This window comes from Treponema pectinovorum (assembly GCF_900497595.1).
In the GTDB taxonomy this organism is placed as follows: Bacteria; Spirochaetota; Spirochaetia; order Treponematales; family Treponemataceae; genus Treponema_D; species Treponema_D pectinovorum.
In genome coordinates, this window is record NZ_UFQO01000001.1 from 72556 (window position 1) to 98090 (window position 25535).

Genomic DNA, 25535 nt, shown 5'->3' on the forward strand with positions numbered 1-25535 from the left:
TGGTTTTTTTTGTTATTTGATTTTATAAAACATTGATGATAGAATTTTACAAATGGAAAAAGTAAAAATTTCAATTCCTCATAAAAATGAAATCAAAAAAAAATACGAAAGTTATACCCCCATCCTTTCACAAATAATGCAAAATGTAGAAGAAAAGTTGAAAAAGACCATAAAACTTTCTTCTGCGCCCACTTATAAAACAAGAGTAAAATCTTTTAATTCTTATTATAGAAAAATTCTGCGGCTAAAGGCAGAAGAATTTTCGGAATCAAAAAAATTGATTGCCCTTACAGATATGATGGGAATCAGAATTATCTGTGCCTTTATAGAAGAGTTGCACGAGGTTGAAGAACAAGTTCGAGAAAATTTCGTGGTAAAGGAAGTTGAATACAAAGGCAGTGGTGAAAATTTTAAGGAATTTGGATATGAATCAACACATATTTTGATTTCAATTCCAAGTGACTGTATTCCTCAAAATCTGGATTTAAAAATTCCAGATGATATAGTTTGCGAAATTCAAGTACGCACTATTTTACAAGATGCTTGGGCAGAAGTTGAGCACGAACTTATATATAAGACAGAGTTTTCTCCATTTGATATGCCTTTGCGAAGAAAACTTGCTTCAATAAATGCAAGTTTGAGCCTTGCTGATACTATTTTTCAAGAAATCCGCGATTATCAAAAAAAATTGCAATCAGAAACAGCAACGAGAAGAGAAGCCTTTTATAAAAAAGTTGATGAAACAACTGCAGAATTTTCTCCTCGCGAAAAGGAAAAAAAGGTTCAAATCGCTCGCGTTAGTCCTTTTTTGCCAGGAACGATAGATGATCTTTTGTTGATGGCAATTCATGAACACAATAATGGGCATACGGAAAATGCAATTTCAATCTATACTCAGATTTTAGAATTAAAACCAGAACCCGCTCCTCCTGTAATGGCTGTTGTATTTAAGCATCGTGGAATGGCATATTTTGCTTCAAATGAATATGACCATGCATTGAATGATTTTAACACCAGTGTAAAATACGATCCTAAGGGCTTTCGAGCATATTATTATATAGGAATCGTTTATACCTTAAAAAAAGAATATGAAAAAGCGGTAGAAGCGTTTTCTAAATCCCTTGAAATAAATGAATTTCAGTCGCATGCAAGATATAGAAGAGCTGTAGCCTATTTTAAACTGGAAGACGATAATAAGGCTCTTGAAGATTTGTCGGCAGCGGAAGCGATGGGGCTTGAAAATAATGATATAAAATCTTTAAAAGAAAAAATCTTAAAAAAATTCGATATTTCAATGTAAAAAAAATAAAAAATATATTTTTCTTATGTAAACAGTTTTTTAATAGTTCGCCACATTTTTTTTGAATTTTTTTCTCATTTTTTGTGTGATTTTGTTAATTTTAACGAATTTTATGATATTCGAGGAGCTTATTAATCAATTTTTTTTCAGATTTTATAGTTTTTTTATTTTTTTTTATTGTGATTTAAAAAACTTCTAGCCTCTTTTATCAGAGGCTCTTTTTTTGAGTACTATTTCAAATAGTTTTTTACTTACGCAGCTTTTTTATTTTTAAGTTTTATCTGAGATAGAACTACATCATCAATGTCAAAATAAACTTCACGAAATTTAGACTTTGCATTTTTTAGAAATACCCTGTCTATGTATCAATCACAAAAAAAAGTGGTAAAAAATTCTAAGAAAAAATGATTTTTTTGTGGGGGTATCTGGGATAAAATGGGGCTTTTTGGGTCATTTTTTTTGTTAAAAAAGTAGCTCTAACTGGGGTGTTTTTGACTTTCTTTGTTGCTTTGTGGCAAACTTTTCTGGCTCTTTTTTGTCTTCTGGCGTGTCGATTATAGGACGATTTACCAGCATATTTTTTAGAATATAGTTGAGTACATCCTTTTTGAATGGTTTTATTTCCTGTGCAGTAATCATTCTGGAGACTGTAGGTTCTGATATATTCAGGACTGCCGCCATTGTCTGTACTGTGAGTTTTTCTGGCACATTAGGAAGCAAATCCACGCCTTTATAGCAATCATTAAGATACTGTTTTGCTGCTTCTTCATCGATGTAGTTTTCCTGAATAATGCTGTTTTGCATGTTTTTACCTTCTTTTTCTGCCATTTTAACATCTCTAAATCGCGTTATTTGCTTACTGGCTGTCTCTATTTGGGATAAGACAAAAGAAAATAGGTCAACACAGCTACTTTTCTCCGATATGTCTACTCCAAAAGGAGATGGAGAATTTAACATTTATGATGATATTAGAGAAAAACTTATAGCTATGGGAATACCGAAAGAAGAAATCGCCTTTATCCATGAAGCGAATTCAGATAAGCAAAAGGATGAACTCTTTGCGAAAGTGCGAAAAGGCGAAGTTCGTATCTTAATGGGTTCAACGTAGAAGATGGGAGCCGGAACGAATGTGCAAAATAAACTAATCGCAATGCATGATTTAGATGTACCATGGAGACCTGCTGACCTTGAGCAGAGAAGTGGTAGAATTGTTCGCCAAGGCAATGAAAATAAAGAGGTTAATATTTATCGTTACATCACTGAGAATACCTTTGATGCGTATCTTTGGCAGACGATAGAGAATAAGCAGAAATTTATTTCACAGATTATGACTTCAAAGACGCCTGTTCGTGTTGCAGAAGATGTAGATGAAAGTAGTTTGAACTATGCTGAGATTAAAGCACTTGCTACTGGTGATCCAAAGGTAAAAGAAAAGATGGATTTGGATAATGAAGTCACGAAACTTAAAATGCTTGAAGAAAACTATAAGTCCAATCGATATAGATTAGAGGATAAGGTTGCAAAGACATATCCTGAAGAAATAGCAAGAACTGAAAAGCTAATTGAAGCAGTGAAAAAAGATATTAAAAAAGTTGAACCACAGGCAAGTGGTGAAAATAAATTCACTTCTATCTCGATTAATGGCGAGATAATTCGAGATAAAAAGATAGCTGGAGAAAAGCTCTTAGAAGCGATTAAAGGCGTAAAAATTAATGAAAGTAAGGTCATAGGACAGTACCGAAACATGGATTTAGAGGTAAGCTATAACTTCTTTACCAATGAGCATAATTTCACTTTAAAAGGTGCTACAAACCATTCAGGAGACCTTGGTACAAGTGCAGATGGTAATATTACAAGATTGGATAATTCTATTGATAAAATGCCTGAAAGGTTAAATCGTCTTGAAGAAAAACTCGTTAGCACAAAGGAACAACTGGAAAATGCCAAAGAAGAATTAAAAAAGCCTTTTGAAAAAGCAGATGAGCTAAAAACTAAGGTATTAAGACTTGCAGAATTAAACAAGCTACTTGATATGGGAGAAGTAGAAGAAAAAGAAAATCTTAATCCATTACTTGAAGATGTAAAGAGGGCTATTGTAGATTTTTGCAAAAGGGAATATGAAGACGATAGTTATACCTATGAAAATTTTAGTAATTTATTTCCTGATATTGCTCATATTGGAATTGCATATACTACTACACCAGATGAAAAGCATGAAATTCAATATGAAATTAGTTTAAAAGACTTTACAGCTACTCAATATATCAATGGAGAACCAATTACAAAGATTGATTATCTCAAAGACCTTGGTAGTAAAGAAAAGGCATTGGAATTTCTAAAACAAGAAATGGAATATGGAGACTTTGGGGAGTTTGTATCTATTGATGATAATGACCTTAAAAAAGCATTAGGTCTTGAAAGAGATGGCGATGGTAATATCTATGATCCGCTTGCAAAAGATTTGGACAATGATGGTGTGCCAGATAGATACGATAATGACTTTAGAGATAGTGACTACTTTGAAACTACTTATGATGTAGAGGATAACCTTAATACAAAGGCAGAAAGCAAAGATAAGGTATCTGAAAAAGCATCTATCCTGGGGCAGATTAGGTCATATCAGTCAGAAGAAAAACAAACAGAAATAAAAGGAAATAAATCTAAAGAGCATGATGAACGTTAAGGAGCTTATTTCAAGCTCCTTTTCAATTTTAGTAGAAAATATGGAGGAATATTATGAACTACAAAGAAATGAGAAATACACTTGAACAAATGGCAAATGAAAATCACGAAGATTTTGCTAAGGCACTAATTAGTTTTGAAAAAGGAATCAATGATAAAGTTGCCTTGGATAAGTTATATCAGGAGTATATGGATAATGACAGTATGAGTTTACTTAATGATGAGTTTGATTATTTGATTGACGAACTTAGAGAAAATGGACAAATTAAAGACAGTGCAGCAATTGAAAAAGAAGATAATGATCTGGTGAATATTGTTGGGAATATCGTAGGTGAGGTTGAAACAATTGAAAGAGAAAATAAGAATGGAGAAGCCTTTAAAGTAGTTAATTTCTCGGTTGTGTCAAAAGATGATGAGGGAAATAAGATTTACACTAATTGCTCAGCTTATGGGGATAAGGGAGATATTCCAAAGAACTTTAAGCAGGGAGACTTTGTAAAGCTTTTTGGACAGGTGAGATCATCCATTGACGATAACGGAAATGAACATACTAATGTTAGAATACTATCGTCTAAGCTTTTAAAAGCAAAGGAACAGATGAAGAAGCAAGAAGAAAAGAAAGAATCAGTACTTGGAGCAATAAAGAAATATAAGGCTGAAGAAAAAGCAAAACCTGTAGAAAAGAAAGAATCTTCAAAGGAAACGGAGAGATAGAATATGTCGGTGTGGTCTTAGGGCTACACCGATTTTTTTATTGCAAAATTAGTTCGAGAAAAAAGAAGATAATACTATTAAAAGTTCTATTATTATGCTATAATAGAAACGATGTGATATTAAGATGGATAAGACTGGAGGATAATCATGTCAAAACTAAGCTATAAAAAATTATTTAAGAAATTAATAGATATAGAAATGAAAAATACTGAGCTTATGGAAAAAGCCAAAGTAAGTAAAAGTACATTCTACAAAATAAAAAATGGCGAAAATGTTACTACTGATGTATTGCTAAGGATATGTGATGTATTGGAATGCGATATTTCGGAAATTGTAGAGTGTGTAAGTATTGAAGATGGAGGGAAAACGGGTGTCTAAGTTTACAGTTATAGATTTATTTTCAGGAGCTGGTGGGCTATCCAAAGGATTTTTAGACGCTGGAAATATAAATATATTTAAGAAAATAAATGAATGAGGTATAGAATGGTAGATAAAAAATTAAAGTTTATTGACCTTTTTGCTGGTATAGGTGGATTTAGATTAGGTTTTGAAAATGCAGGATGTAAGTGCGTTTTTAGTTCAGAGATAGATGATCATGCTTGTGAAATGTATGAATTAAATTTCGGGGAAAATCCAAGATGTGATATAACGCAACTTAATCCAAAGAATATTCCTGATTTTGATATTCTTTGTGCAGGTTTTCCATGTCAAGCATTTTCAATTTGTGGAAAGCAAAAAGGATTTTATGATGAAACAAGAGGAACCTTATTTTTTGATATCTGTCGAATTATAGAAGAAAAAAAAACTAAAGCGTTTGTTTTAGAAAATGTGTCAAATCTTGAAAAACATGATTAAGGAAGAATGCTTACCGTTATGTTGTCTGTACTATCGGAGTTAGGTTATACAGTTGTTTACAAAGTACTTAATGCTAGAAATTTTGGCGTTCCTCAAAACAGAGAAAGAATTATTATAGTTGGAAACCTGAATGGTAGAGCTTTTGACTTTACAAAGCTAAAGACGAATACTATTGAAACAATGAAACCATTTTTAGATAAGGCTGCTGACTTTGAAATACTTCCTAAAGAAAGTTATACAATTCTTGATGATTCGCAAATAAAAAAACAATCAAAATCAGGGTTAATGTTTTGTGGGTATAGAAATAAAAAAATAAGAACTGTGGGTGTTAGACCAGGTACGGAACACCTATCTAGAGTCCATAAACAGCCTAATAGAATTTATTCATCCTCTGGAATACATCCTACATTAGCATCTCAAGAATCTAGTGGAAGATATTTTATAAAAGATGGAGATGTAGTAAGAAAGTTAACAATGGATGAGTGTTTTAGATTCATGGGATTTCCAGAAAATTATAAAAAAACAGGCAGTACTGCAAATCTGTATGCACGTATTGGCAATTCAATTTGTGTGAATATGGTAAAAGCAGTAGCAGATGAAATTGTAAAACAATTTTTTGTTGGAGGAGAAATGATGGAAAGAGAAACAAAATTTTTAGAAGAAAAATATAATGAAGCTGAAAAAATAGGTAACTTAGATTCGATTGGTTTAATGGAGAATCAGATTGAAATGGTTAAAATTATAGTTGATAAAGAAGAGACATTTAAAGGTGTATTTACTGTTCTATTAACTAGTTTAGTATATAAAAGCTTACATCCTGAACAGGACGTGAGAAGACATCAAGCAAATATGGAGAATGGATATAGTGGAAGAAGTTTTGATACTAAGTACGTAACTCCATTTATGAAACAAAAAAGATTCCTTGGTGCAATGAAAGAGTCTGGTTGGTTAACTAGAAGTCTTGAACAAAATATCCCGTATGAATTAGATTTTCCAGGGAAAATTCAGAATAAAAATGTAAAGGCGGCATTTTTAAATATTCTTAATGATGTTGAAGTAAATGGAGCAGATCCCGAAAAATATGTGACAGCTATAATGGCGTATAGCATTAAATGCAAAAAAGATAAGACAGTGATTCTTGTTAATCCAATAGAAAAGGAAACCTCACTAACAATTAATGAGATTATGAAATCTTTACATGAGCATTTTTATTTTCAATATAAGAGTCGAGGAGCGTCTATACTTCCTGTCGTTGCATTATATAGTATTTATCAGTGTATTACAGATGAGCTTAAACGTTTTAATGGAAAAACTTTAGATAAGCTAGCATCTCATAATAGTTGTGATAAGAGTAGTGGAGAGACCGGGGATATTGTTGTTCGAAATGACAATGATAATTCTATTTATAAAGTGGTTGAAGTTAAGTTTGAAATACCAGTCAATGCAATTATGATTGAGGATGCTTATAAAAAAATAAGTGAAAAACCTGTACAAAGATACTATTTGTTAAGTACGGTTGCACCTAGTGAGGATGACCGAGTGGCAATAGGTGAAATGATATGTAAAATCAGAGAAGAACATGGATGTCAAATCATAGTGAATGGTGTGTTTCCTCCATTAAAGTATTATTTGAGATTACTTGATAACACAGATATTTTCGTTGAGAAGTATGTAAAGAACTTATCCGAAAACACTGAAATTAATTTTGAACATAAAATCGCATGGAACAAGGTTTGCGAACGCAAATAGACTAAGAAATTATCCTGATATATGAGGTGAATAAATGTGGAAAGATAGTGAAACTGAGCTTGATTTTCTTGACTACGATTACTTAATACAAACGCTTCAAAGTATCATCACAGATGATTCTATTTTACCAGCGAGTATTGGAGTATATGGTGACTGGGGGAGTGGAAAGTCAAGCTTGATGTATATGTGCAAAGAGCGTTTGATTAAGGAAGATGAAAAAATTAAATGTTTAGTATTTAATGGTTGGCTATTTGAAAATTATGAAGACGCAAAAACGGCGATATTAGGTACTATTCTTGATGAGATTAGTAAAGAAACACACTTAACTAAAAAGGCACAAGAAATTATTAAAGGGTTATATAAAAGTGTTGATAAATTTAAATTGGTAAAAGGTGCATTGAAATATGGAACTGATTTTTTAGTGACAGGAGGGATTGGCTCTTTACTTGGCATAACAATGAATCAGGTCTTGAAATATGGTCAAGAAAAAATAGAAGTCACTGATTTAGAAAAAATTAAATCTAATATTGAAAGCGAATTAAATAACAAAGAGTTACGTGAGGATATTAGAAAATTTCAAAAAGCATTTGCATCTTTGTTAGAAGAAACAAAAATTAGTCGTTTAGTTGTTTTTATAGATGAGTTGGATAGATGTAGACCAGATACTATTTTAGAAACGCTTGAAGCAATAAAATTATTTCTTTTTAAGGGAAAAGTTGCTTTCGTTATTGGTGCTGATGAACGTCATATTTCGTATGCAGTTAAAAGTAAATTTAGAGATATAGAAGGCATTCAGATTGATATTGGGAAAGAATATCTTGAGAAATTAATACAATATCCTATTCGCATCCCACAATTAAATGCAGATGAGGTGGAAATTTATATTGCATGTTTACTTTTACAGTCGGAATTATCGGAAGAAAATTTTCAAAAGGCTCTATCATGGATAGTTGAGAAGAAAAAAGAGGATTTCGAGAGATTTAAGATCGAATCAATTATAACTTTATTTTCAGATAAAGAAGATAATTATTCAAATATTGTAGAATCACTTTCTATTGCAAATCAGCTGGCATTTGTTTTATCTAATGGATTGCGTGGAAACCCTCGTCAGTGTAAACGCTTCTTGAATTCCATGTATATGAGAGTGCAAATGGCATCTTATAAGAATAAGAAATTGGATAGAAAAATTCTTGCAAAGATAATGATGTTGGAATATATAAAACCAAGAATTTTCAATAAAATAGCAGAGATGGCAGCGGATAATAGTTTAAGTAAAGAATTAACACTATTCGAGAATGGTACACCAGAGAATAGCGATAAGTTAAAAATTTGGAGAGAAGATAATTGGTTTTTAAATTGGTGTAAAATAGATCCTAAATTATCTGATGAAAACCTCAATACATATTTTTATTTTACAAGAACCTCATTGGATGAAAAAATTAGTCGTATATCATCTTTTCTTTCACCAGAAGCCCAAGAAATATTGGAACAACTTCTTTCAAAATCAGACGTTAAAATTCAACAAGCAATTAAATCTGTTGCAAATATATCAGATGCTGATGCGGCTGCAATTCTTGAGGCTATGAATTCTTCCATGATATCTGAAACAACAATAGCCAAAGAATTGATGAAATCATTTCTACTGTTTGCACAGCAAAGAACTGAGTTAACCAATGATACTCTCAGTTATTTACAATCACTTAGTGGCTCGCAAATTAATCTTGGTTGTATAAGTTATATAGCTGAATATGCAAATAAAATGAATAAGAAAGTAGAAATTTTAGAGATAGCATCTCAATGGGATAAGAACAAACAAGGCTTAAAAATTGGAATAGAAAAACTGTTAGAAAAATAGTATAAGAGGAGGGGCTTATGGGAACATCAAGTATTTTTAATGGTAGGAATGATAGAAATTCCTTGTTACCAGAAGATTATAACCCTAATCAAGATGAAGACACTGATGTAACGGAACCAGTCAAATGGAAGACAGTTAAGTCAGATATGTCAAAGTTTGTAAAGAGTGGTGGTACATACAGTTCCGCAAAACATATAGCAAGACAATATGTTAAAGCAGCTGGTGGAGCTAGAAGTTTGGCTTCACAGTCATACTCTGGAAGGAAAGCTGGAGGAAATCTGGGGAACTTTTTTAATGGTATTGTCACTAATGGCGTGAAGGTAACTTTTAAAAATCTCGGAATTGAATACGAAGGTAAATCTGTAGAGGCGATTTTTTCTAGGTTAGTAGATGTAATTGCACCTAATTCAAGCACTAAAGAAGATATTGTGGCTAAGGAAGCTACACAAGCAGCTCTATCTAAAGTATTTGATTATGTTGAAAATAATTCGATGGATATAGACTCTCTAAATAATATGTCAATTGAATTAATGCATGAAGCCTTAAAAGAATACGTTGGTGCATATATTTGGATTACAATGATGAAAGACTTAGGTAGTCGTTTAGAAATGTATATAACAAATGCAGATGATTCATATGCTACGGAATGCGAATTTAAAGATATGATTATGGGAATTGTAGATGTTGAGTTTAATAAGCAAGGTAATATAATAAATAAAAATATTTCGTCTACGATTAGAGATATGCATGAATGCTGTTTGAAAGTTATGGAGGGAATCTTATGAAAATAGTTTGTCACATAAATAAAACAGATACTTTTGAAGTTGATGAACAAGCAATAAATGTTGATTTTTTCAACTCCAATTCTTTTTCATATACATTTTGGAAGAATAAAAACAAGTTACCGTATTGGTACAGTCAACAAGCGTTAGATTTGCTTTACATTTCTATGGCTGTTTTTGCGGCGGATAGATTATGTTTAAGAAAAGATGCGCATGATGGATGGAGTAGAGAATTTTCTATATACATGCCTATTTTAGAATATGATATGTGGCAAAATGCAAAATCAACACTTGAGAAAATGTTGAATTTTTTAAGCGGCGATAAATGGACTTTTATTTTTAGAAGAAGAGAGCAATCTGAAGAGGAAAAGATAAACAACAATAAATGGGAAAAATCAAAGCAAAAAATAAAAAGTTATGATCAAATTTGTATGTTTTCAGGCGGAATGGATTCGTTTATTGGTGCAATAGATTTGTTGGAAAGTAATAGTGATAAAACATTATTTGTGAGCCATTATGGTGGCGGGAAAGGAACAAAGGAATTTCAAGATATTCTTAAAGAAAAGTTTATTAATCAGTATTCATTAGAATTAAGAGATTTCCATCAGTATTATGCAAAGGTTGTGTCAGGTATTGAAGATACTACAAGAACACGTTCCTTCATGTTTTTCTCTCACTCATTAGCAGTTGCATCATGTTTGAGAAAGCAAGTTCATTTGGTTATACCAGAAAATGGTTTTATTTCATTAAATATTCCTAACACATTTTCTCGAATAGGTACAAGTAGCACAAGAACAACACACCCACATTATATGGGCTTGTTTCAAAAGTTGTTAGATTTAATTGAATTAAAAGTAACGTTAGTTAATCCGTATCAATTTAAAACAAAAGGTGAAATGTTGTTGAACTGCAAAAATCAATCTTTTGTTAGAGAAAATTTGGATAATACTATGTCCTGTTCACATCCGGATAATGGTAGAATGCAAAAAGAAAAGGAAGCTAGGCATTGTGGTTACTGTTTACCATGCGTAATAAGACAAGCAGCAATCATGCGTGCAGGCATTATAGATCAAAGTTCATATAGGGATAATAAATTTAATGGAGGCAAGGTTTCCAGAACTTGTTTAAATTCGTATCGTTTTGGATTAAGAAAATTTAATCCTAAATACGCTTTTATGACAATTCAATCTAGTGGCTCTATAGAGAATAATATTGAAGATTATGCAAATCTGTATATTAGAGGTATGGAGGAATTAAAAACATATTTGGAGGAATTGGATGACTAACTTTTATATGGATATGCATATGCACTTTGACCTATACAAAAATAAATATGAAGTTTTGAAATATATTGAAGATAAGAAGTCTTATACTCTTGCAGTAACCAATCTACCAGATTTGTATAGGAAATACTATGCCGAGAATTGGGATTATAAATATGTAAGATTAGCATTAGGTTTTCATCCAGAGTTGGCCGCACAATATTATGCTCAAATTAATATTTTTGAAAAATACATTAAAACGACACGTTATATTGGAGAAATTGGGTTAGATTATTCTGCCCAAAATATAGAAAATGTAGATAAGCAAAAAGAAGTATTTAAAAAAATTGTTGATTTATGTAAAGCTGATAACAAAAAGATAATAAGTGTTCATACAAGAAAGGCAGAAAATGACTGTTTGAAAATTCTTGATGGATTTGAGGGAAAAGTAATATTGCATTGGTACACTGGTAATTTAAGTAATTTAAAAATTGCAATATCGAGAGGTTATTTTTTCTCCATAAATCAACAAATGATAAAGAGTAAAAATGGGAGAACTATTATTGATATGATTCCAATAGATAGGATACTCCTTGAAAGCGATGCACCCTTTACTGAGGGACTTCATACAACTTATAATATATCTTTTATGAATGATATTATTGAATATTTAAGTGTTAGTAAAAATCTAGAGAAACAGTTTATTTGCATAAAACTAAAAGAAAACTTTAGAACAATTCTATTGTGAGCATATAATAAATTGAATCACCTCTCTATCTCCTTACTCATATATTTCTCATAATTTTTTCTGATCTGATACAGTTCTTTCATATCAGTTTTTGCAGAAGAATACTCTTGCATTAGGGTATTCTTTTTTTCATACAATGAATCAAGCTCTTCCAGAATATCCTTGGAATTTGGAAGTTTTGAGTAAGTTTTTTTTAGGTCTGAAAGGGCATTTTCATAGAGTATTATTTCTGATTTACGTTCCTCAAAAAAAGCCTTATCAGATGGATCTTTCTTATATTCCAGATAGATTTGACGATACAATTTTACAGTATGAACTTGTTCCATAGTATTTGATAGAGCTGAAATTTTGTTATCTATGACTTTGATTTCATCCTGTATATTTTGTCTTTTTAATGCACTTTCCTTAATGAATTCATCAAGCTGGGAGATAGACTTAAATCCTTTTTCACGCATCAAAAGTACAGTATCGGCTGCAGTTTTTAAATTATGTTTTGTAGCCCAATACTCATAGCCTTTGCTTGATTTTATCTTTTCATTATTTGCAATATCTATAATATTCCCAACACGTTTTTAACAGTATAGGTTCTTTGATTAGTATTATCTAAGATACGTTCTTTTAATCTATCCTCAGTATAATCTTCTCCAATAGTCTTAGCTCTTGTAAATCTTTCTTTGTCCTTGTGCTTAAACGCAATGTGCTTTCCATACTTGATTTCATAATCAAGGGTAGTCATTTTCTTTAGAAAATCATCCCAATCATTGGCTTGTTTAATAGCTCTATCTATATCAAATTGAAGTCTGCTTTTCCAAGAAGTACCTTTCTTAAATTGGTCATTTTCATACCATGATTTACCATTAGTCTTATATTTCTTTCTATAAGTTTCATAGAATTCATCAATAACAGATAGATTATTTTCTTTGCACAATTTATCGCTTTGATACCTAATTTGATGATAGCTTCTCTTGTTAGACTGGTAGCACTTGCCTGTAACCATATTTACATTATTGAAGATGATATGGTTATGGATATGACCTTTGTCTATATGGGTAGTAAGTACGAACTCATATTGATCCTTAAGTATTCTCTTGCAAAGTTCCATTCCGATTTGATGTGCAATTTCTGGCGTAGCTTCACCAGGCATAAATGATTGAATGAGGTGTCTTGCAAGTATAGTTCCATTAACTTTATTATCTTCTCTAGTCTTCATAAAAGCAGTATGGGCAGTTGAAGCAAAGCACTTATTTGTGCTTACCAATATTTTTTCGTCTGTCTTTTCTTCATTTGTTATATAAGCAATAGCAAGATTAAGAGTAGATTTTACAGGATGTATTTTTGTAATTGCCACTTATATGTCATCTCCTTTGTTAGTAGTTTTATTGAGTAGTAGGGAATGTATCTGCCATATTTCTTTTGATAGATGTTCAATTTGAGATTTCATATCTTTGATGTCATCGTTATAGATAATACCAGTAGAATTAACTCGTTTAGCAATTTGGTTTACACTACTTGCATACCTAAAAAGCAATCCTTGTATTTCTCTAAATGGCTGTAAATCGACAACATAAATATCTGATTCTGACACTACTTTTCTTAGAAAATGGTTCATTGTCTTACACTTTGACATCTTCATTTTCTTTTCAAAAAGTGCTTTTTCTTCTTCTGTTAAGTTTATTTTCAGCTGAACATTTCTAATTCTATTTGCCATGTCTGTTACTTCCTTTCTCTAGATTCAGGGGTCTTAGGGTACTCCCTAACAAGCTAAAATTGAAAAAAAAGAAGCAACTCCACGAGGGGCTGCTTCATCGATTTTTCGTAAGTGGGTACACACTTACTGTGCTTGCTACAAAAGAATGATTGTAATACAAGCGTTAAGCAAGTTTTAAATATTAAATAAATTATAACATAAAAGTAGTGTTTTTTCTACAGCTATCTTGGCAAATATTGAATTTTGATTTATTATTAAACATAAATTCAATATTGGAATAGAAAGAGATGTGCTATGGCACAAGTATTAAAAGAAGAAGTTAGAAATAGAATACTCGAAGCAGCGGAAAAAGTATTTTATAAAAAGGATTATAGAGGTGCCAAATTAACAGAAATTGCAAAAGAAGCAGATATTCCTGTGGCACTAATTTATACCTATTTCAAAAATAAGGAAGTTTTGTTTGATGCAGTAGTAAGTTCTGTTTATATAAACTTCGAGTCAGCTTTTAATGAGGAAGAATCTTTGGAAAAAGGTTCTGCTTCTGAAAGGTTTGATGAAGTTGGAGAAAATTATATTCATGAACTTTTAAAAGAGCGTAAGAAGTTAATTATTTTAATGGATAAAAGCTCAGGTACTAAGCATACAGAAGCAAAACAAAAACTCATATCGCAAATGCAGGTTCATATTGAAGTAAGTTTAAAAAGACAATCGAAACAGGAATATGATCCAATGCTTGCCCATATTTTAGCCAGTAACTTTACAGAGGGGCTTCTTGAAATAGCAAGGCACTATCAAAGTGAAAAGTGGGCAAAAGATATGTTAAAACTTATTGCAAGGTGTTATTACAAGGGAGTGGAATCCCTATAATCAGCACTAAAAAATAGACTTTGCGTAATCAGCAAAGTCTTACTTTAAACTTTAATACTGAATTAAAATTCAATATTATTCAATTTTGAAAGGAGAGTTGTTCATGCCGGAAAATGAATTAAGGAAAAAAGTGATTGGGAAAAATAGTTTATCCAATTCACTTCTTGCTTTAAAAATAGTATTTGATTTGATACCACAAATCTTACTTGTATATTTGATTAGTTCTTTAATCACAAACAATATTAACGAAGGTAATTTAAAGTATATATTCTTGGGAATCTTTATATCGTTTGTATTAAAAGGCGTGTTTTACTATTTTGCAACAAAGGTTGCCCATGAGAAAGCATACGAAAAATTGACAGAACTTAGGATAGATATTATCGGGCATCTAAAAAAACTAAGTTTGGGATTTTTCAAAGAACATAATACAGGGGAGCTTACGAACATTGTTCAGCATGATGTGGAGCAAGTGGAAGTATACCTTGCTCATGGTCTTCCTGAAATAATGGCAGTTACGCTTCTGCCTACCATTATTTTCATAGCTATGATTTTTGTAGACTGGCGTCTTGCTCTTGGAATGATTGCCGGAGTTCCACTCATGTATTTGGTAAAAGTTCTTTCACAGAAAACAATGGATAAGAACTTTGCTATTTACTTTAACCATGAAAACAAGATGAGAGAAGAGCTAATGGAATATGTAAAAAATATCTCTGTGATTAAGGCTTTTGCTAAAGAAGAGGAGATTAGTGAAAGAACATTAAAAACGGCAAGAGAGTATATTTACTGGGTTAAAAAGAGCATGGGAGCAATTACAATTCCAATGGGACTTATTGACATATTTATGGAAATTGGAGTGGTAATTGTCATGATTTTGGGAAGTATCTTTCTCTATTATGGGAATATTACAACTCCTAATTTTATTCTTGCAATAATTTTATCATCTGCTTTTACTGCATCTATAAGTAAGACAGCTACATTGCAACATTTTTCTATTGTGTTTAGGGAGGCATTAAAGGCGATTGGAAAAGTTTTAACAGTTCCGCTTCCAAAGAAAAAGACAGAACAAGGTTTAGAATTTGGAAACATAGAATTTAAAGATGTGAATTTTGCATACGGAAAAGATTGCTTTGAGCTAAAAAATATCAATTTAACTTTTAAGAAAAATAGCTTGAATGCCTTTGTAGGTGCAAGCGGTTGTGGGAAAAGTACCGTATCTAATTTGCTTATGGGATTTTGGGATGCAGACGAAGGACAAATACTGATAAATGGAAAAGACATAAAAGAATATAGTCAAGAAAACATCTCAATGCTGATTGGTAGTGTCGGGCAAGAAGTTATCCTTTTTGATTTAAGTATTTTTGAAAATATAGCAATCGGAAAACTAAATGCAACAAAAGAAGAAGTCATAGAAGCTGCTAAAAAAGCAAGATGCCATGATTTTATTTCTGCTTTACCAAATGGATATGAAACACGAATAGGTGAAATGGGAGTTAAGTTATCCGGTGGAGAAAAACAAAGAATCTCCATAGCAAGAATGATACTTAAAAATGCACCGATTTTAATATTAGATGAGGCAATGGCAGCTGTTGATAGTGAAAATGAAAGACTAATCGGTGAAGCGATTGATGATTTAAGTAAGGATAAAACCATCATTACAATTGCTCATCATCTAAATACGATTAGAGATTCAGACCAAATTATAGTTATGGATAAGGGTGTTGTTCTTGATGCAGGAAGCCATGAAGAGTTGATGAAAAGATGTGATTTTTATAAGGATATGGTTGATGCACAGAACAAAGTTGATAGATGGAATTTGAAAGAGGTGGTAACAGAAAATGTTTAGAGAAATGTTAAAACTACTTACAAAAACCGGCAAGAGAGATTTGATTATATCAAGTGTATTCTTTGCCCTTTATGGACTAAGCTCCATAGCCATGATTGTTATCGTATTTTCTATACTGTTTCAGATATTTGATGGGACGAGTTTAGATATGCTTTATAAATATTTTATTGCGATTGGATTACTTGTAGTCTTCAAAGGTATTTGTAATATGGTCGCAGATATGAAAAAGCATAGTGCAGGTTTTGATATTGTTCAGCAAATAAGAGAAAGCATAATTATCAAATTAAAGAAATTCAGTTTGGGATTTTATACCAATGAAAGACTGGGAGAGATCAATACAATTTTACACAAAGATGTTGATAATATGTCCCTTGTTGTAGGACACATGTGGTCGAGAATGTTTGGTGATTTTTTGATAGGTGCAGTCGTATTTGTTGGTCTTGCAAGTATTGATATAAAGTTGGCACTGATAATGGCAGTATCCGTTCCGATTGCACTTGCCTTTCTATATATGACAATTAAGCAATCTGAAAAAATAGAAAATCAGAACAACTTAAGCCTTCTTGATATGGTTAGCTTATTTGTTGAATATGTTAGAGGAATACCTGTACTAAAGAGTTTTTCAAACAATAAGAGCTTGGATAATGAGCTTATGAATAAGACAAAAAAGTTTGGAGAAACAAGTAAAGCAGCTTCAAGATTCAAGGCAAAACAGCTATCTATATTTGGTTTTTTACTGGATATTGGATATTTAGTTCTTTTAATTGCAGGAACAATATTTGTTGTAAAGGGAAATCTTGATGTACTTAATTTTATTATCTTTGCGGTAATCTCAAAAGAGTTTTATAAGCCGTTCGCTTCTATGGAACAACACTATATGTACTATGTTTCGGCGGTGGACAGTTATGAAAGACTTTCAAGAATTTTATATGCAGATGTAATACTGGATAAAGTGGACGGGATTATTCCGAAAGATAATGATATAGCTTTTGAGAACATTGGTTTTTCCTATGAAAAAGATGAGTTCAAAATGGAAAATTTAAGTTTTGATATTGATGAAAAAACAATGACTGCACTGGTTGGTGAGTCAGGAAGTGGCAAAACGACGATAACTAACCTGTTATTAAGATTTTATGATGTGCAGCAAGGCAAAATTACACTTGGAGGAACTGATATAAGAGATATTCCTTATGATGAACTTTTGGATCGTATCAGCATTGTTATGCAGAATGTGGAGCTGTTTGATAATACGATTGAGGAAAATATCAGAGTAGGAAAAAAAGGGGCAACAAAAGAAGAAATCATCAAGGCTGCAAAGAAAGCAAGAATCCATGATTTTATTATGAGTTTACCTGAAGGTTATGAAACTGATATTGGAGAAAATGGTGGGATTTTATCAGGTGGACAAAGACAAAGAATATCTATTGCAAGAGCTTTTTTAAAGGATGCACCGATTTTAATTCTTGATGAAATGACAAGTAATGTTGATCCTGTAAATGAATCTTTGATACAAGATGCCATTACAGAACTTGCAAAGAATAGAACCGTACTTGTAGTGGCTCATCATTTAAAAACAATTCAGAAAGCTGACCAAATTCTTGTATTTCAAAAAGGAAATTTACTTGAAAAAGGAAAGCATGGGGAACTTCTTGAGGAAGATGGCTACTACACAAAATTATGGAAAGCTCAGTATGAGGTGTAACCATGATTTTGTAAAAAGATGTTTCTTATGAATGGGAAGATGGGGAAGTTGCTTTAAAAAATATCAATCTTGAAATTAAAAAAGGTGAATTTATTTTAATTTCAGGGAAAAGTGGAAGTGGTAAAAGCACTCTTGGAAGTGTAATGAATGTTCTTATTCCGCATTATTATAAAGGCAAAATGCAAGGAAAAGCCTTTGTGTCAGGAAAAGATATAAGCAAATTATTACTTCATGAAATAGGGCATATTGTAGGTACTGTATTTCTTTTCAGTGGTGATTTTATCTGCTTTTGAAATTGAGACCGTGCCGCTTTTTACTGCTTCAAGAGTTTCATCGTCTGCGTTGTTGATGATGTTACGCATCCTTTCTGCCGTACGAGTCGAGACTCCAAGAACAGCTGCTATTTCTTCCGATGATTTTCCTGTGGATTGTCCATCTGCCTTTTTACCCGGATTTTTAAGTTGGTCAAGTTTTGCCATTGCATCAAGTTTTTGATACGGCGGTTCAAGGTTTCGTCTTAGAATCTGAAGTTCATAGGCATATATCAAGGTTTCCGTTCTGGTATCAAAGGTATGAATATATGCTGGAATTTCTTCAATGTCAGCAATCTTTGCAGCGGCAACACGGTGTGCACCGTCTCCAGGAATTGGTTTTTCTAGTGTTTCTGGCTCTTCTCTGATTTTGAAAAGATGAATTACCTGTGTCTTGTCATACCCTTTTGCTATCATTGACTCAGCAATTGACTTTGCCATTTCTTCATTGAACGGAAATATTTCTGTGAAGTCTCCTTTTGGATTTTCTGCAATATCTTCAATTTTGACCTTCTCAAAGCCAGTATTTTGTGTAACTAAGGCTTTTCCAGATGAAAATGCCTGTGCAAGCTGATTGTTATCATTGTGTTTTTTAAGTCGTTGTATGAAATCTTTTTGCTTGGCATATTTTATTCTCTCTCCAAATCCTTACAAAGTTCACAAATGACCGACAGAGTTTCTTTTTTTACTCCTTCAAGGTATTGAAGCGGAATATGCACGGTCTGAGCTTTACGAAATCCCTGGTCTACAGGAACAATATAAAGTTTTGAATCTGTTGCTGACTTAATTTTTTCAAGATAATCTGCCTGTTGAACAAGCCTTAAATCCCTTGAATTCAAGATGATTTTGTTCATCTTTGGTTTGTCGGTATCGTATCGGTCTTTTAGAGAGTCAATATTTTGCATGAATGTAATAAGTCCGTCAGATGAAAATTCATCGATATTTAAAACCGTAACGGCTTCATCAGAAGAAGCCAGCAGACAGCTTTCTTCAAGGGCTCCAAAAGACGGTGATGTGTCAATAACGAGAAAATCAAGGTCTTCCTTAACTTCCCGACAAATATGTTTGATGATAAATGGTTGCTGGGTTGCAAGTGTTTTTGAATAAAGCCTTAAATCAGAGTTTAAGCTTGCTGTTGGAATAATTGAAAGATTTTCAACCTGGGTTTTAATGATTGCATCTTTTGCAGGTAACTTTTTCATAAGAACATCTGCAAGTTCTACAGAAATTGTGTCGATGCCAAGCCAAGTCGTTGCGTTCCCCTGTGGGTCTGCATCTAGCATCAATACTTTTTTTCCATTTTCCGCCAACTGCACAGCTGTTGATACGGGAATGCTGGTTTTTCCAGTGCCACCCTTTTGAAGTGCAAAGGTAATTGTTTTCATAGTCAGTCCTCTATGATTATTAAGTTTATATCTCTCATACGAGAGTCTATTGACCCAAGAAGGAGTTGAACCTTCCAGAATAAAACAGGCGCTGACAAGTCCTATTCCAAACCGTCTGGGTCGAAAAAGAGCCAGTAGTTTTTTGAAAACATCTGGCTTTTATGCAACACTTCCAAAAGAACAAAGGAGGAGACCTTTTGGAAAATGAGCATAAAAAAAGAACCTTCCTATTGGACTGAACAGAAGGTTCTTTTAACAAAAAGAATGCTAAATCAAACTGTGCCAACCAATAGAAATGACGCTAATACACCTCTTTTTTGATTGTTTTAGTTGTAGATTTAGCGCCTTAAAGGAAAACGAAGAAAACGAACTTTTTACGAATTCCCTATAAGACGAACTTATACCAATTTGTTTACAAAATATATTTTTCTTATTGACAAAAAAAATCGCTTTTGTTAATATACCAACGTCAATTACGAAGTAATTGCAAATGTCTCCCTCGTCTAGTGGTTAGGACATCGGGTTTTCATCCCGACAACATGGGTTCAATTCCCGTGGGAGATGATTTTTTTCAGATAAAAACCCCTTGATTTGTTTTTGCATTTTTTGCTGGCATCAAGGGGTTTTTTAATTGATAGTTTTTCTGTCATCCTTTTTTGGAGATGTAATTTGGAAATTAACAGGCGTTTTTCAGAAAGCACAAGGCTTGAAATCAAAAATCAGATAGAAGATGCCAACGGAAACGAAGTTTTTTTTGCAGGTTATATAGACGAAACTGGAATGATTATTTCGGTCGAGGCTCTATCCAGAGGAAATATAAACAGTGTTCCAATTCATTATTCTGGAGCAAGAAAATCCTCGGTTCTAATTCACAATCATCCGTCGGGAAATCTATATCCTTCTGATGCAGATTTAGCTTTTGCAAGTGATTGTGCAGAAAATGCTCAAGGTTTTTACATAATCAATAACGAAGTTTCAGATGTCTATGTCGTTATGGAGGCTGTACTTCCTGTTGTGGTAAAAAAAATTGATCCAGAACAAGCCAGCGATTATCTTTCGAATTCTGGTTCTTTCGCAAAAAAGTCAAAAGATTATGAGGAACGCCCATCTCAATTAGCCCTTGTAAAAAAAATTACACTTGCATTTAACGACAACAAAATTGGAGTTTTTGAAGCAGGAACAGGAGTCGGTAAATCTTTTTCATATTTGATTCCTTCTATCCTTTGGGCGCTTGAAAATAAAGAAAGAGTTGTAATTTCCACAGGTACAATAAATCTTCAGCAACAACTCATAGAAAAAGATATTCCAAAAGCGGAAGAAATTGTCGGTAAAAAATTAAAGACAGTGTTGGTAAAAGGAAGGCAAAATTTTGTCTGTTTGCGCCGCCTTGAAGATGTGGGAAAAGAAAGAGATCTTTTTGACGAAGAACAGGAAAGTTTTGATAAAATTTTTGAATGGGCAAAAACCACTAAAACAGGAAGTCGCACCGACCTTTCTTTTTTGCCACTGGAGAATATCTGGCAAAAGGTTAATTCAGAATCCGACGCCTGTATGGGAATGAAGTGCCCTTTTCGAGAAAAGTGCTTTGTCATGAAAATGCGGAAAGAAGCGATTGACGCAAATCTTTTGATTGTAAATCATCATTTGCTTTTTGCTGATATACAAACTCGTCTTGACAGCATTGGTTTTGAAGATTCTGCCGTCCTTCCTCCTTATAAGCGCTTGATTTTTGATGAAGCTCATGGAATTGAAGAAGCAGCAACGTCATTTTTTAGTACTCAGTTAAATAGATTTAGAGTACAAAAGCAGTTAAACCTAATGTACAGGCAAAGGCGCAATTCTGTCGCTGGATTTTTACTTACTTTGCTTTCTCTTTCGATGGCAGAAGAAAATGCTGACGAACTTATGGAAAGCGTAAATAAAATAAAAATCGCTTTGGCTAACCTTGATGAGCAATCACTTGACATTCTTGAAAATGATTACACTTTGAGAGTTTTTGATGGAACAAAATTGAAATTTGCAAAAGTTTTTGAAGCGATGTCTTCCTTGCAAAAAAATCTTTCGGATTTTGTAGGAACGGTACGGAAATTATTTGATTTTATTCCAGAAGAAGATAATGAAAGTCCTGTTTTGTATGAAAGTAGAAGTGTTCTAAGACGATTGGAAGATTTTTCTATTTTTATGCACAATTTTTTGTCGTGGGATGAGCATCAAGATAGCGTTTTTTGGATTCAAAAATCAAGGCTTTCGTCAAATTCTACAAAAAATGATGAAAATCCCTTTTATGTTCAATTTATTCAGACCCCACTTGATATTGCCCCAACTATGAACAGAGGTGTTTTTGAAAACATGTCTAGTGTTGTCTGTACTTCCGCAACTCTTTCAATAGGGAATTCTTTTAATTATTGGAAAAAACGCACTGGTGTTTTTTTTGCAGACGAACAGCGACTTAGCGAAGGTGATTTTCCTTCTCCGTTCCCTTATGAAAAAAATGTTTTGTTTGCAGTTACAAAAGATGCCCCTTTTCCGGAAGATTTTATTTCGTTTCAAAGCTATGCAGAAGATGCAATCGTAAAGCTTTTAAAAGCTTGTGGTGGAAGGACTTTGGTTTTATTCACCGCTTATGATTCTTTAAGGCATGCTTGTGATTCAGCAAAAACCGCTTTTAAAGCTTCTGGAATAAATATTTTAAAACAAGGCGACGATGATCGCTTTAGACTTTTGAACACTTTTAAAGAAGATGAGAGCAGTGTTCTTTTTGCAACCGATTCTTTTTGGGAAGGTGTGGATGTGCCAGGGTCAAGTCTTTCGCAGGTTATTATTGTAAAACTTCCGTTTTTGGTTCCAAATAATCCAGTTTTTGCAGCAAGATCGGAATTGGTTTTGCAAAGGGGCGGAAATCCTTTTATGGAGCTTTCGCTGCCAGAGGCTGTTATAAAATTTAGGCAAGGGTTTGGAAGGCTTATGAGGCGCAATTCTGACAGGGGAGCGATTGTCGTTTTGGATAGGCGAATTGTTGAAAAGCATTATGGAAAAATTTTTACTTCAAGTTTGCCAGAAACAAAAAAAATGTATGACTCGATTGAAAATATTGCTAAAGCGGTAGAATCCTTTATCGATTAAATATGTATGATTAAAAAATTACTTTGAAGATAAGAAGGGTAAAAAAAATCCTGCTCAACCGTGTACTTTGGTTTTAGCAGGATTTTTATGATTAAAACGTCTACTTTCTAAAATCTTTAGGGCGACGTTTTGTGAGTTTACAACCAGAACATTCTGCAACGTTGCGGAGTCTTCCGTTTTCATACAAAGTCTTCATTACGATTTCGCCGTTACATACAGGGCAGATGAATTTTTGAGTTGCAACTGCAGTACGTGAGTTCTTACTTGCACCAGCCATGACTTTTCCTCCAAAAATATTCGAATATGTTGAAGTATTCTAATGATTCTTTATGGCTGTGTCAATAATACAAAAAGCCGAATTCTAAATAATTCTAGATTGAACATTATAAGTAGCGACAGAAAGTCAGTTTTTCAATAATTATGCAATATATTGACTATAAATCACTGCTTTGATAAACTTATTGAAGTTTTTTAATGGGGGTGCCTCCTTTGGCTGGAAAAAAATCATCTGCAGAAAAAAGATATGCACAGAGCGAAGTTCGCCGCTTGCACAATAAAGCAATTAAAAGTGAAGTTCGCACTTATGCAAGACAGTTTGTAGAAGCGGTTCAGGCAAAAGATGCAAAAGTTGCACAGGAAAGATTGACAACTTTGGTATCAAAACTTGATTCTGCTCGCAGTAAGGGTGTTATTTCACGGAATGCTGTATCTCGCAAAAAGTCTCGCATGATGAAACTCTATAATGTTTCATTCAATGCAACCGCTGCAAAATAATTCATTAAGGACTCATTGTCTAAAAACCTGGTGCTGTGATTGAGATTGTGGTTGCAGTATCAGGAATTTTTTTTCTAATTTATGTCTTATGGGGGTAAATCATGTCATCTAAAAAAGTTACAAAATACGATTTAGTTGAATCAGTTTACCAAAACACACAATGCGAAAAAAAAATCGTTCAAGATGTTGTAGAACAGCTTCTTGATGAAATAAAACTTGCTTTAAAAAATGGAAACGCAATCGAATTGCGAGGATTTGGAACTTTTGAACTTAGATTGCGAAAAGGTCGTTCAAAGGCGAGAAATCCTAAAACAGGTGAACAACTTACAGTCGCACCTCATTATGTGGCGGCTTTTCGTTCTGGGCAGGAATTGAAAAAGGCTCTTTGGGAGTTGCCTGTATCAGTTAGAAATCAAATTTTAGTCGAAGAGTCAAATTTGAGGTCGAATTGATTCAGCTTTTTCTTTTGCTGGTATTTTCGGCTTTTTTAAAGTTTTTAAGTTTTCCAAATTTTATATTCAATCAAGGTCTACCTTTACTTGCTTGGTTTTGTTATGTTCCATTTATTTTTTCTATATCAAGATTAAAATTAAAAGATTCTGTTTTATTTGGTTTTTTGTATGGTTTTTTAACCTATGCTTTAATCTGCAACTGGCTGTTTTCTTACAACTTTTGGGCTGGTTTTGGCGTTTGTTTTTTATTTGGTTTTTATTGGTCTGTTGTTTTTTCTTTAATAAAGCTTTTTTCAAAATCTAAATATTCGCATTTTTATAACACTGCAGTAATTTTTTTATTTGAAGTTTTAGGCACAATCGGCTATTTGGGATTTGGTTATGGCGTTATTGGATACACTCAGTGGAGAGTTCCGATTTTTGTTCGCACTGCAAGAATTACAGGTGTTTGGGGAATAACTTTTGGCATAATCTTTTTTAATTGCATCGTTTGCAATCTTTTAAAAACAATCAGAAGGCGAAAAAGATTAAACATAGTTCAACAAGCGGCAATTTTATGTTTTATTCTTTATTTTGCAAAATCTGTTGTTGTAGGTGCTAGCATAGAAGAAGCAAGGGTCAATTCTGTTTTGAGAGTTGTTTTGATCCAAAATAATTGCAATCCTTGGAAAAGTAATTTTGCTGAATATAAAGCAGAAGTTGAAAAATTAAAAGAATTAACAGATGAGGCTCTTTTAGAGCATCCTTATGTTGACTTGGTCGTATGGCCAGAAACTGCTGTTGTTGTGGATGTTTTAAGCCACTTCGAAGCGAATATCGAACCAAATCGCTATGCACTTTCCGAAGATTTATTTAAATATATAAATTCAAAGAAATGTGCTTTTGTAATAGGTTCCAATTATAAAGATTATAACAGTGCAATCTTATTCATCAGAAAAAAGAATTCTTCTCATATTCTGCCTTATTATCAAATTTATTCAAAAAATCATTTGGTTCCTTTTGCCGAGGAATTTCCTGTAAAAACTTTGCTCGCTCCAATCTATAAAAAAATGCTCGAAAATGGAAATGTATTTTGGGCAAGGGGTGAAAAAATCAATCTTTTAAAGTTTGATGGGTTTGCGATTGGAACTCCAATATGTTTTGAAGACACTTTTTCAAAAATTCCCAGGACGATGAAAAAAAAAGGCGCAGGATTATTTGTTAATCTTTCAAACGATTCCTGGAGCGCCAGTAAAGCATGTCAGTATCAGCATCTTGCAATGGCTTGCTTTCGTTCCGTAGAAAATTCGCTTCCCACGGTTAGAGCGACAAATAGCGGTCAAACTTGTTATATAAACAGCCTTGGCGAAGTAAAAAAAATGCTTGAGCCTTTTACGGAAGGCTTCTTATATTGCGAAGTTAAAATAAATAGGATAAGATAAAT

The 25535-nt window shown here is 32.9% G+C and carries 25 protein-coding genes, 1 tRNA gene and 1 pseudogene; 20 read left to right on the forward strand and 7 right to left on the reverse strand.

The annotated features are described in order from the left end of the window. Window positions 1-52 precede the first annotated feature (52 nt). On the forward strand, window positions 53-1300 hold the full coding sequence (locus tag FXX65_RS00330) for a tetratricopeptide repeat protein (RefSeq protein WP_147614603.1): 1248 nt from the start codon (window positions 53-55) through the stop codon (window positions 1298-1300). A 462-nt stretch (window positions 1301-1762) separates the two neighbouring features. Here FXX65_RS00330 and FXX65_RS00335 read toward each other — a convergent pair whose 3' ends face one another. Then, complete coding sequence (locus tag FXX65_RS00335; RefSeq protein ID WP_147614604.1) at window positions 1763-2128, reverse strand: helix-turn-helix domain-containing protein; 366 nt, start codon at window positions 2126-2128, stop codon at window positions 1763-1765. On the opposite strand from FXX65_RS00335, the gene FXX65_RS00340 reads away from it, so the two are divergent. From FXX65_RS00340 to qatD, 10 genes and pseudogenes are all read left to right on the forward strand, one after another. Further along, entirely contained in the window at window positions 2103-2408 is a 306-nt protein-coding gene (locus tag FXX65_RS00340) for a hypothetical protein (protein ID WP_147614605.1), read from the forward strand. The genes FXX65_RS00335 and FXX65_RS00340 overlap by 26 nt on opposite strands. Window positions 2409-2450: 42 nt before the next feature. Then, window positions 2451-3983 (forward strand): hypothetical protein, encoded by a 1533-nt coding sequence (locus FXX65_RS00345; protein ID WP_246104320.1) that lies wholly within the window; start codon window positions 2451-2453, stop codon window positions 3981-3983. Window positions 3984-4036: 53 nt separating this feature from the next. Then, window positions 4037-4696, forward strand: a complete 660-nt coding sequence (locus FXX65_RS00350; RefSeq protein ID WP_147614607.1) for a DNA-binding protein — start codon at window positions 4037-4039, stop codon at window positions 4694-4696. Window positions 4697-4843: 147 nt separating this feature from the next. Further along, the gene (locus tag FXX65_RS00355; RefSeq protein ID WP_010680156.1) at window positions 4844-5074 is read left to right on the forward strand and encodes a helix-turn-helix domain-containing protein; all 231 of its coding nucleotides are present in this window, start codon (window positions 4844-4846) and stop codon (window positions 5072-5074) included. After that, window positions 5067-5171, forward strand: coding sequence for a DNA cytosine methyltransferase (locus FXX65_RS00360; RefSeq protein WP_147614608.1), 105 nt, complete (start codon window positions 5067-5069; stop codon window positions 5169-5171). Before FXX65_RS00355 ends, FXX65_RS00360 begins: the two co-directional genes overlap by 8 nt. 8 nt (window positions 5172-5179) lie before the next feature. Continuing rightward, a pseudogene (dcm, locus tag FXX65_RS00365) lies at window positions 5180-7300 on the forward strand (DNA (cytosine-5-)-methyltransferase). A gap of 34 nt (window positions 7301-7334) precedes the next feature. Continuing rightward, window positions 7335-9155, forward strand: coding sequence for a KAP family P-loop NTPase fold protein (locus tag FXX65_RS00370; protein ID WP_147614609.1), 1821 nt, complete (start codon window positions 7335-7337; stop codon window positions 9153-9155). Between the two features lie 17 nt (window positions 9156-9172). Further along, window positions 9173-9940 carry a hypothetical protein gene (locus tag FXX65_RS00375; protein WP_147614610.1) on the forward strand — a complete coding sequence of 256 codons (768 nt, stop codon included), beginning with the start codon at window positions 9173-9175 and terminating at the stop codon, window positions 9938-9940. After that, on the forward strand, window positions 9937-11223 hold the full coding sequence (gene qatC, locus FXX65_RS00380; RefSeq protein WP_147614611.1) for a Qat anti-phage system QueC-like protein QatC: 1287 nt from the start codon (window positions 9937-9939) through the stop codon (window positions 11221-11223). The genes FXX65_RS00375 and qatC overlap by 4 nt, the downstream gene beginning before the upstream one ends. After that, on the forward strand, window positions 11216-11947 hold the full coding sequence (gene qatD, locus FXX65_RS00385; RefSeq protein WP_147614612.1) for a Qat anti-phage system TatD family nuclease QatD: 732 nt from the start codon (window positions 11216-11218) through the stop codon (window positions 11945-11947). Before qatC ends, qatD begins: the two co-directional genes overlap by 8 nt. A gap of 17 nt (window positions 11948-11964) precedes the next feature. On the opposite strand, the gene FXX65_RS09845 is transcribed toward qatD, so the two are convergent. The 3 genes from FXX65_RS09845 to FXX65_RS00395 form a co-directional block, all read right to left on the reverse strand. Beyond that, a complete protein-coding gene (locus tag FXX65_RS09845) occupies window positions 11965-12402 on the reverse strand; it encodes a hypothetical protein (RefSeq protein WP_433031326.1) in 438 nt (145 codons plus the stop codon). A 95-nt stretch (window positions 12403-12497) separates the two neighbouring features. After that, window positions 12498-13295 (reverse strand): relaxase/mobilization nuclease domain-containing protein, encoded by a 798-nt coding sequence (locus tag FXX65_RS09850; protein WP_433031323.1) that lies wholly within the window; start codon window positions 13293-13295, stop codon window positions 12498-12500. Beyond that, entirely contained in the window at window positions 13296-13655 is a 360-nt protein-coding gene (locus FXX65_RS00395) for a plasmid mobilization protein (protein WP_147614613.1), read from the reverse strand. It lies immediately after the preceding gene. Window positions 13656-13949: 294 nt separating this feature from the next. On the opposite strand from FXX65_RS00395, the gene FXX65_RS00400 reads away from it, so the two are divergent. The 4 genes from FXX65_RS00400 to FXX65_RS09740 all read left to right on the forward strand — a co-directional run bounded on the left by FXX65_RS00400 (window position 13950) and on the right by FXX65_RS09740 (window position 18360). After that, window positions 13950-14522: a TetR/AcrR family transcriptional regulator gene (locus FXX65_RS00400; RefSeq protein ID WP_005367034.1), complete on the forward strand. Its 573-nt coding sequence runs from the start codon at window positions 13950-13952 to the stop codon at window positions 14520-14522. A gap of 103 nt (window positions 14523-14625) precedes the next feature. Then, a complete protein-coding gene (locus tag FXX65_RS00405; protein ID WP_147614614.1) occupies window positions 14626-16365 on the forward strand; it encodes an ABC transporter ATP-binding protein in 1740 nt (579 codons plus the stop codon). Then, on the forward strand, window positions 16358-18067 hold the full coding sequence (locus tag FXX65_RS00410; RefSeq protein WP_147614615.1) for an ABC transporter ATP-binding protein: 1710 nt from the start codon (window positions 16358-16360) through the stop codon (window positions 18065-18067). Before FXX65_RS00405 ends, FXX65_RS00410 begins: the two co-directional genes overlap by 8 nt. Before the next feature lie 98 nt (window positions 18068-18165). Beyond that, window positions 18166-18360 carry a P-loop NTPase family protein gene (locus tag FXX65_RS09740; protein ID WP_281282657.1) on the forward strand — a complete coding sequence of 65 codons (195 nt, stop codon included), beginning with the start codon at window positions 18166-18168 and terminating at the stop codon, window positions 18358-18360. Here FXX65_RS09740 and FXX65_RS00420 read toward each other — a convergent pair. Further along, entirely contained in the window at window positions 18292-18819 is a 528-nt protein-coding gene (locus FXX65_RS00420; RefSeq protein ID WP_147614616.1) for a ParB N-terminal domain-containing protein, read from the reverse strand. The genes FXX65_RS09740 and FXX65_RS00420 overlap by 69 nt on opposite strands. 188 nt (window positions 18820-19007) lie before the next feature. Next, window positions 19008-19763, reverse strand: coding sequence for a ParA family protein (locus FXX65_RS00425; protein WP_147614617.1), 756 nt, complete (start codon window positions 19761-19763; stop codon window positions 19008-19010). A 492-nt stretch (window positions 19764-20255) separates the two neighbouring features. On the opposite strand from FXX65_RS00425, the gene FXX65_RS00430 reads away from it, so the two are divergent. Both FXX65_RS00430 and FXX65_RS00435 read left to right on the forward strand, forming a co-directional pair. Further along, window positions 20256-20327, forward strand: a tRNA-Glu gene (locus FXX65_RS00430). A 105-nt stretch (window positions 20328-20432) separates the two neighbouring features. After that, a complete protein-coding gene (locus FXX65_RS00435; RefSeq protein ID WP_147614618.1) occupies window positions 20433-22886 on the forward strand; it encodes a helicase C-terminal domain-containing protein in 2454 nt (817 codons plus the stop codon). A gap of 100 nt (window positions 22887-22986) precedes the next feature. On the opposite strand, the gene FXX65_RS00440 is transcribed toward FXX65_RS00435, so the two are convergent. Next, window positions 22987-23163: a hypothetical protein gene (locus FXX65_RS00440; protein WP_147612636.1), complete on the reverse strand. Its 177-nt coding sequence runs from the start codon at window positions 23161-23163 to the stop codon at window positions 22987-22989. Between the two features lie 212 nt (window positions 23164-23375). Between FXX65_RS00440 and rpsT the strand changes: the two genes are divergently transcribed. The 3 genes from rpsT (at window position 23376) to lnt (ending at window position 25533) form a co-directional block, all read left to right on the forward strand. Continuing rightward, window positions 23376-23660, forward strand: coding sequence for a 30S ribosomal protein S20 (gene rpsT, locus FXX65_RS00445; RefSeq protein ID WP_147612635.1), 285 nt, complete (start codon window positions 23376-23378; stop codon window positions 23658-23660). A gap of 101 nt (window positions 23661-23761) precedes the next feature. After that, the gene (locus FXX65_RS00450) at window positions 23762-24112 is read left to right on the forward strand and encodes an HU family DNA-binding protein (protein ID WP_147614619.1); all 351 of its coding nucleotides are present in this window, start codon (window positions 23762-23764) and stop codon (window positions 24110-24112) included. Next, window positions 24109-25533, forward strand: coding sequence for an apolipoprotein N-acyltransferase (gene lnt, locus FXX65_RS00455; protein ID WP_147614620.1), 1425 nt, complete (start codon window positions 24109-24111; stop codon window positions 25531-25533). Before FXX65_RS00450 ends, lnt begins: the two co-directional genes overlap by 4 nt. Window positions 25534-25535: the final 2 nt, after the last annotated feature.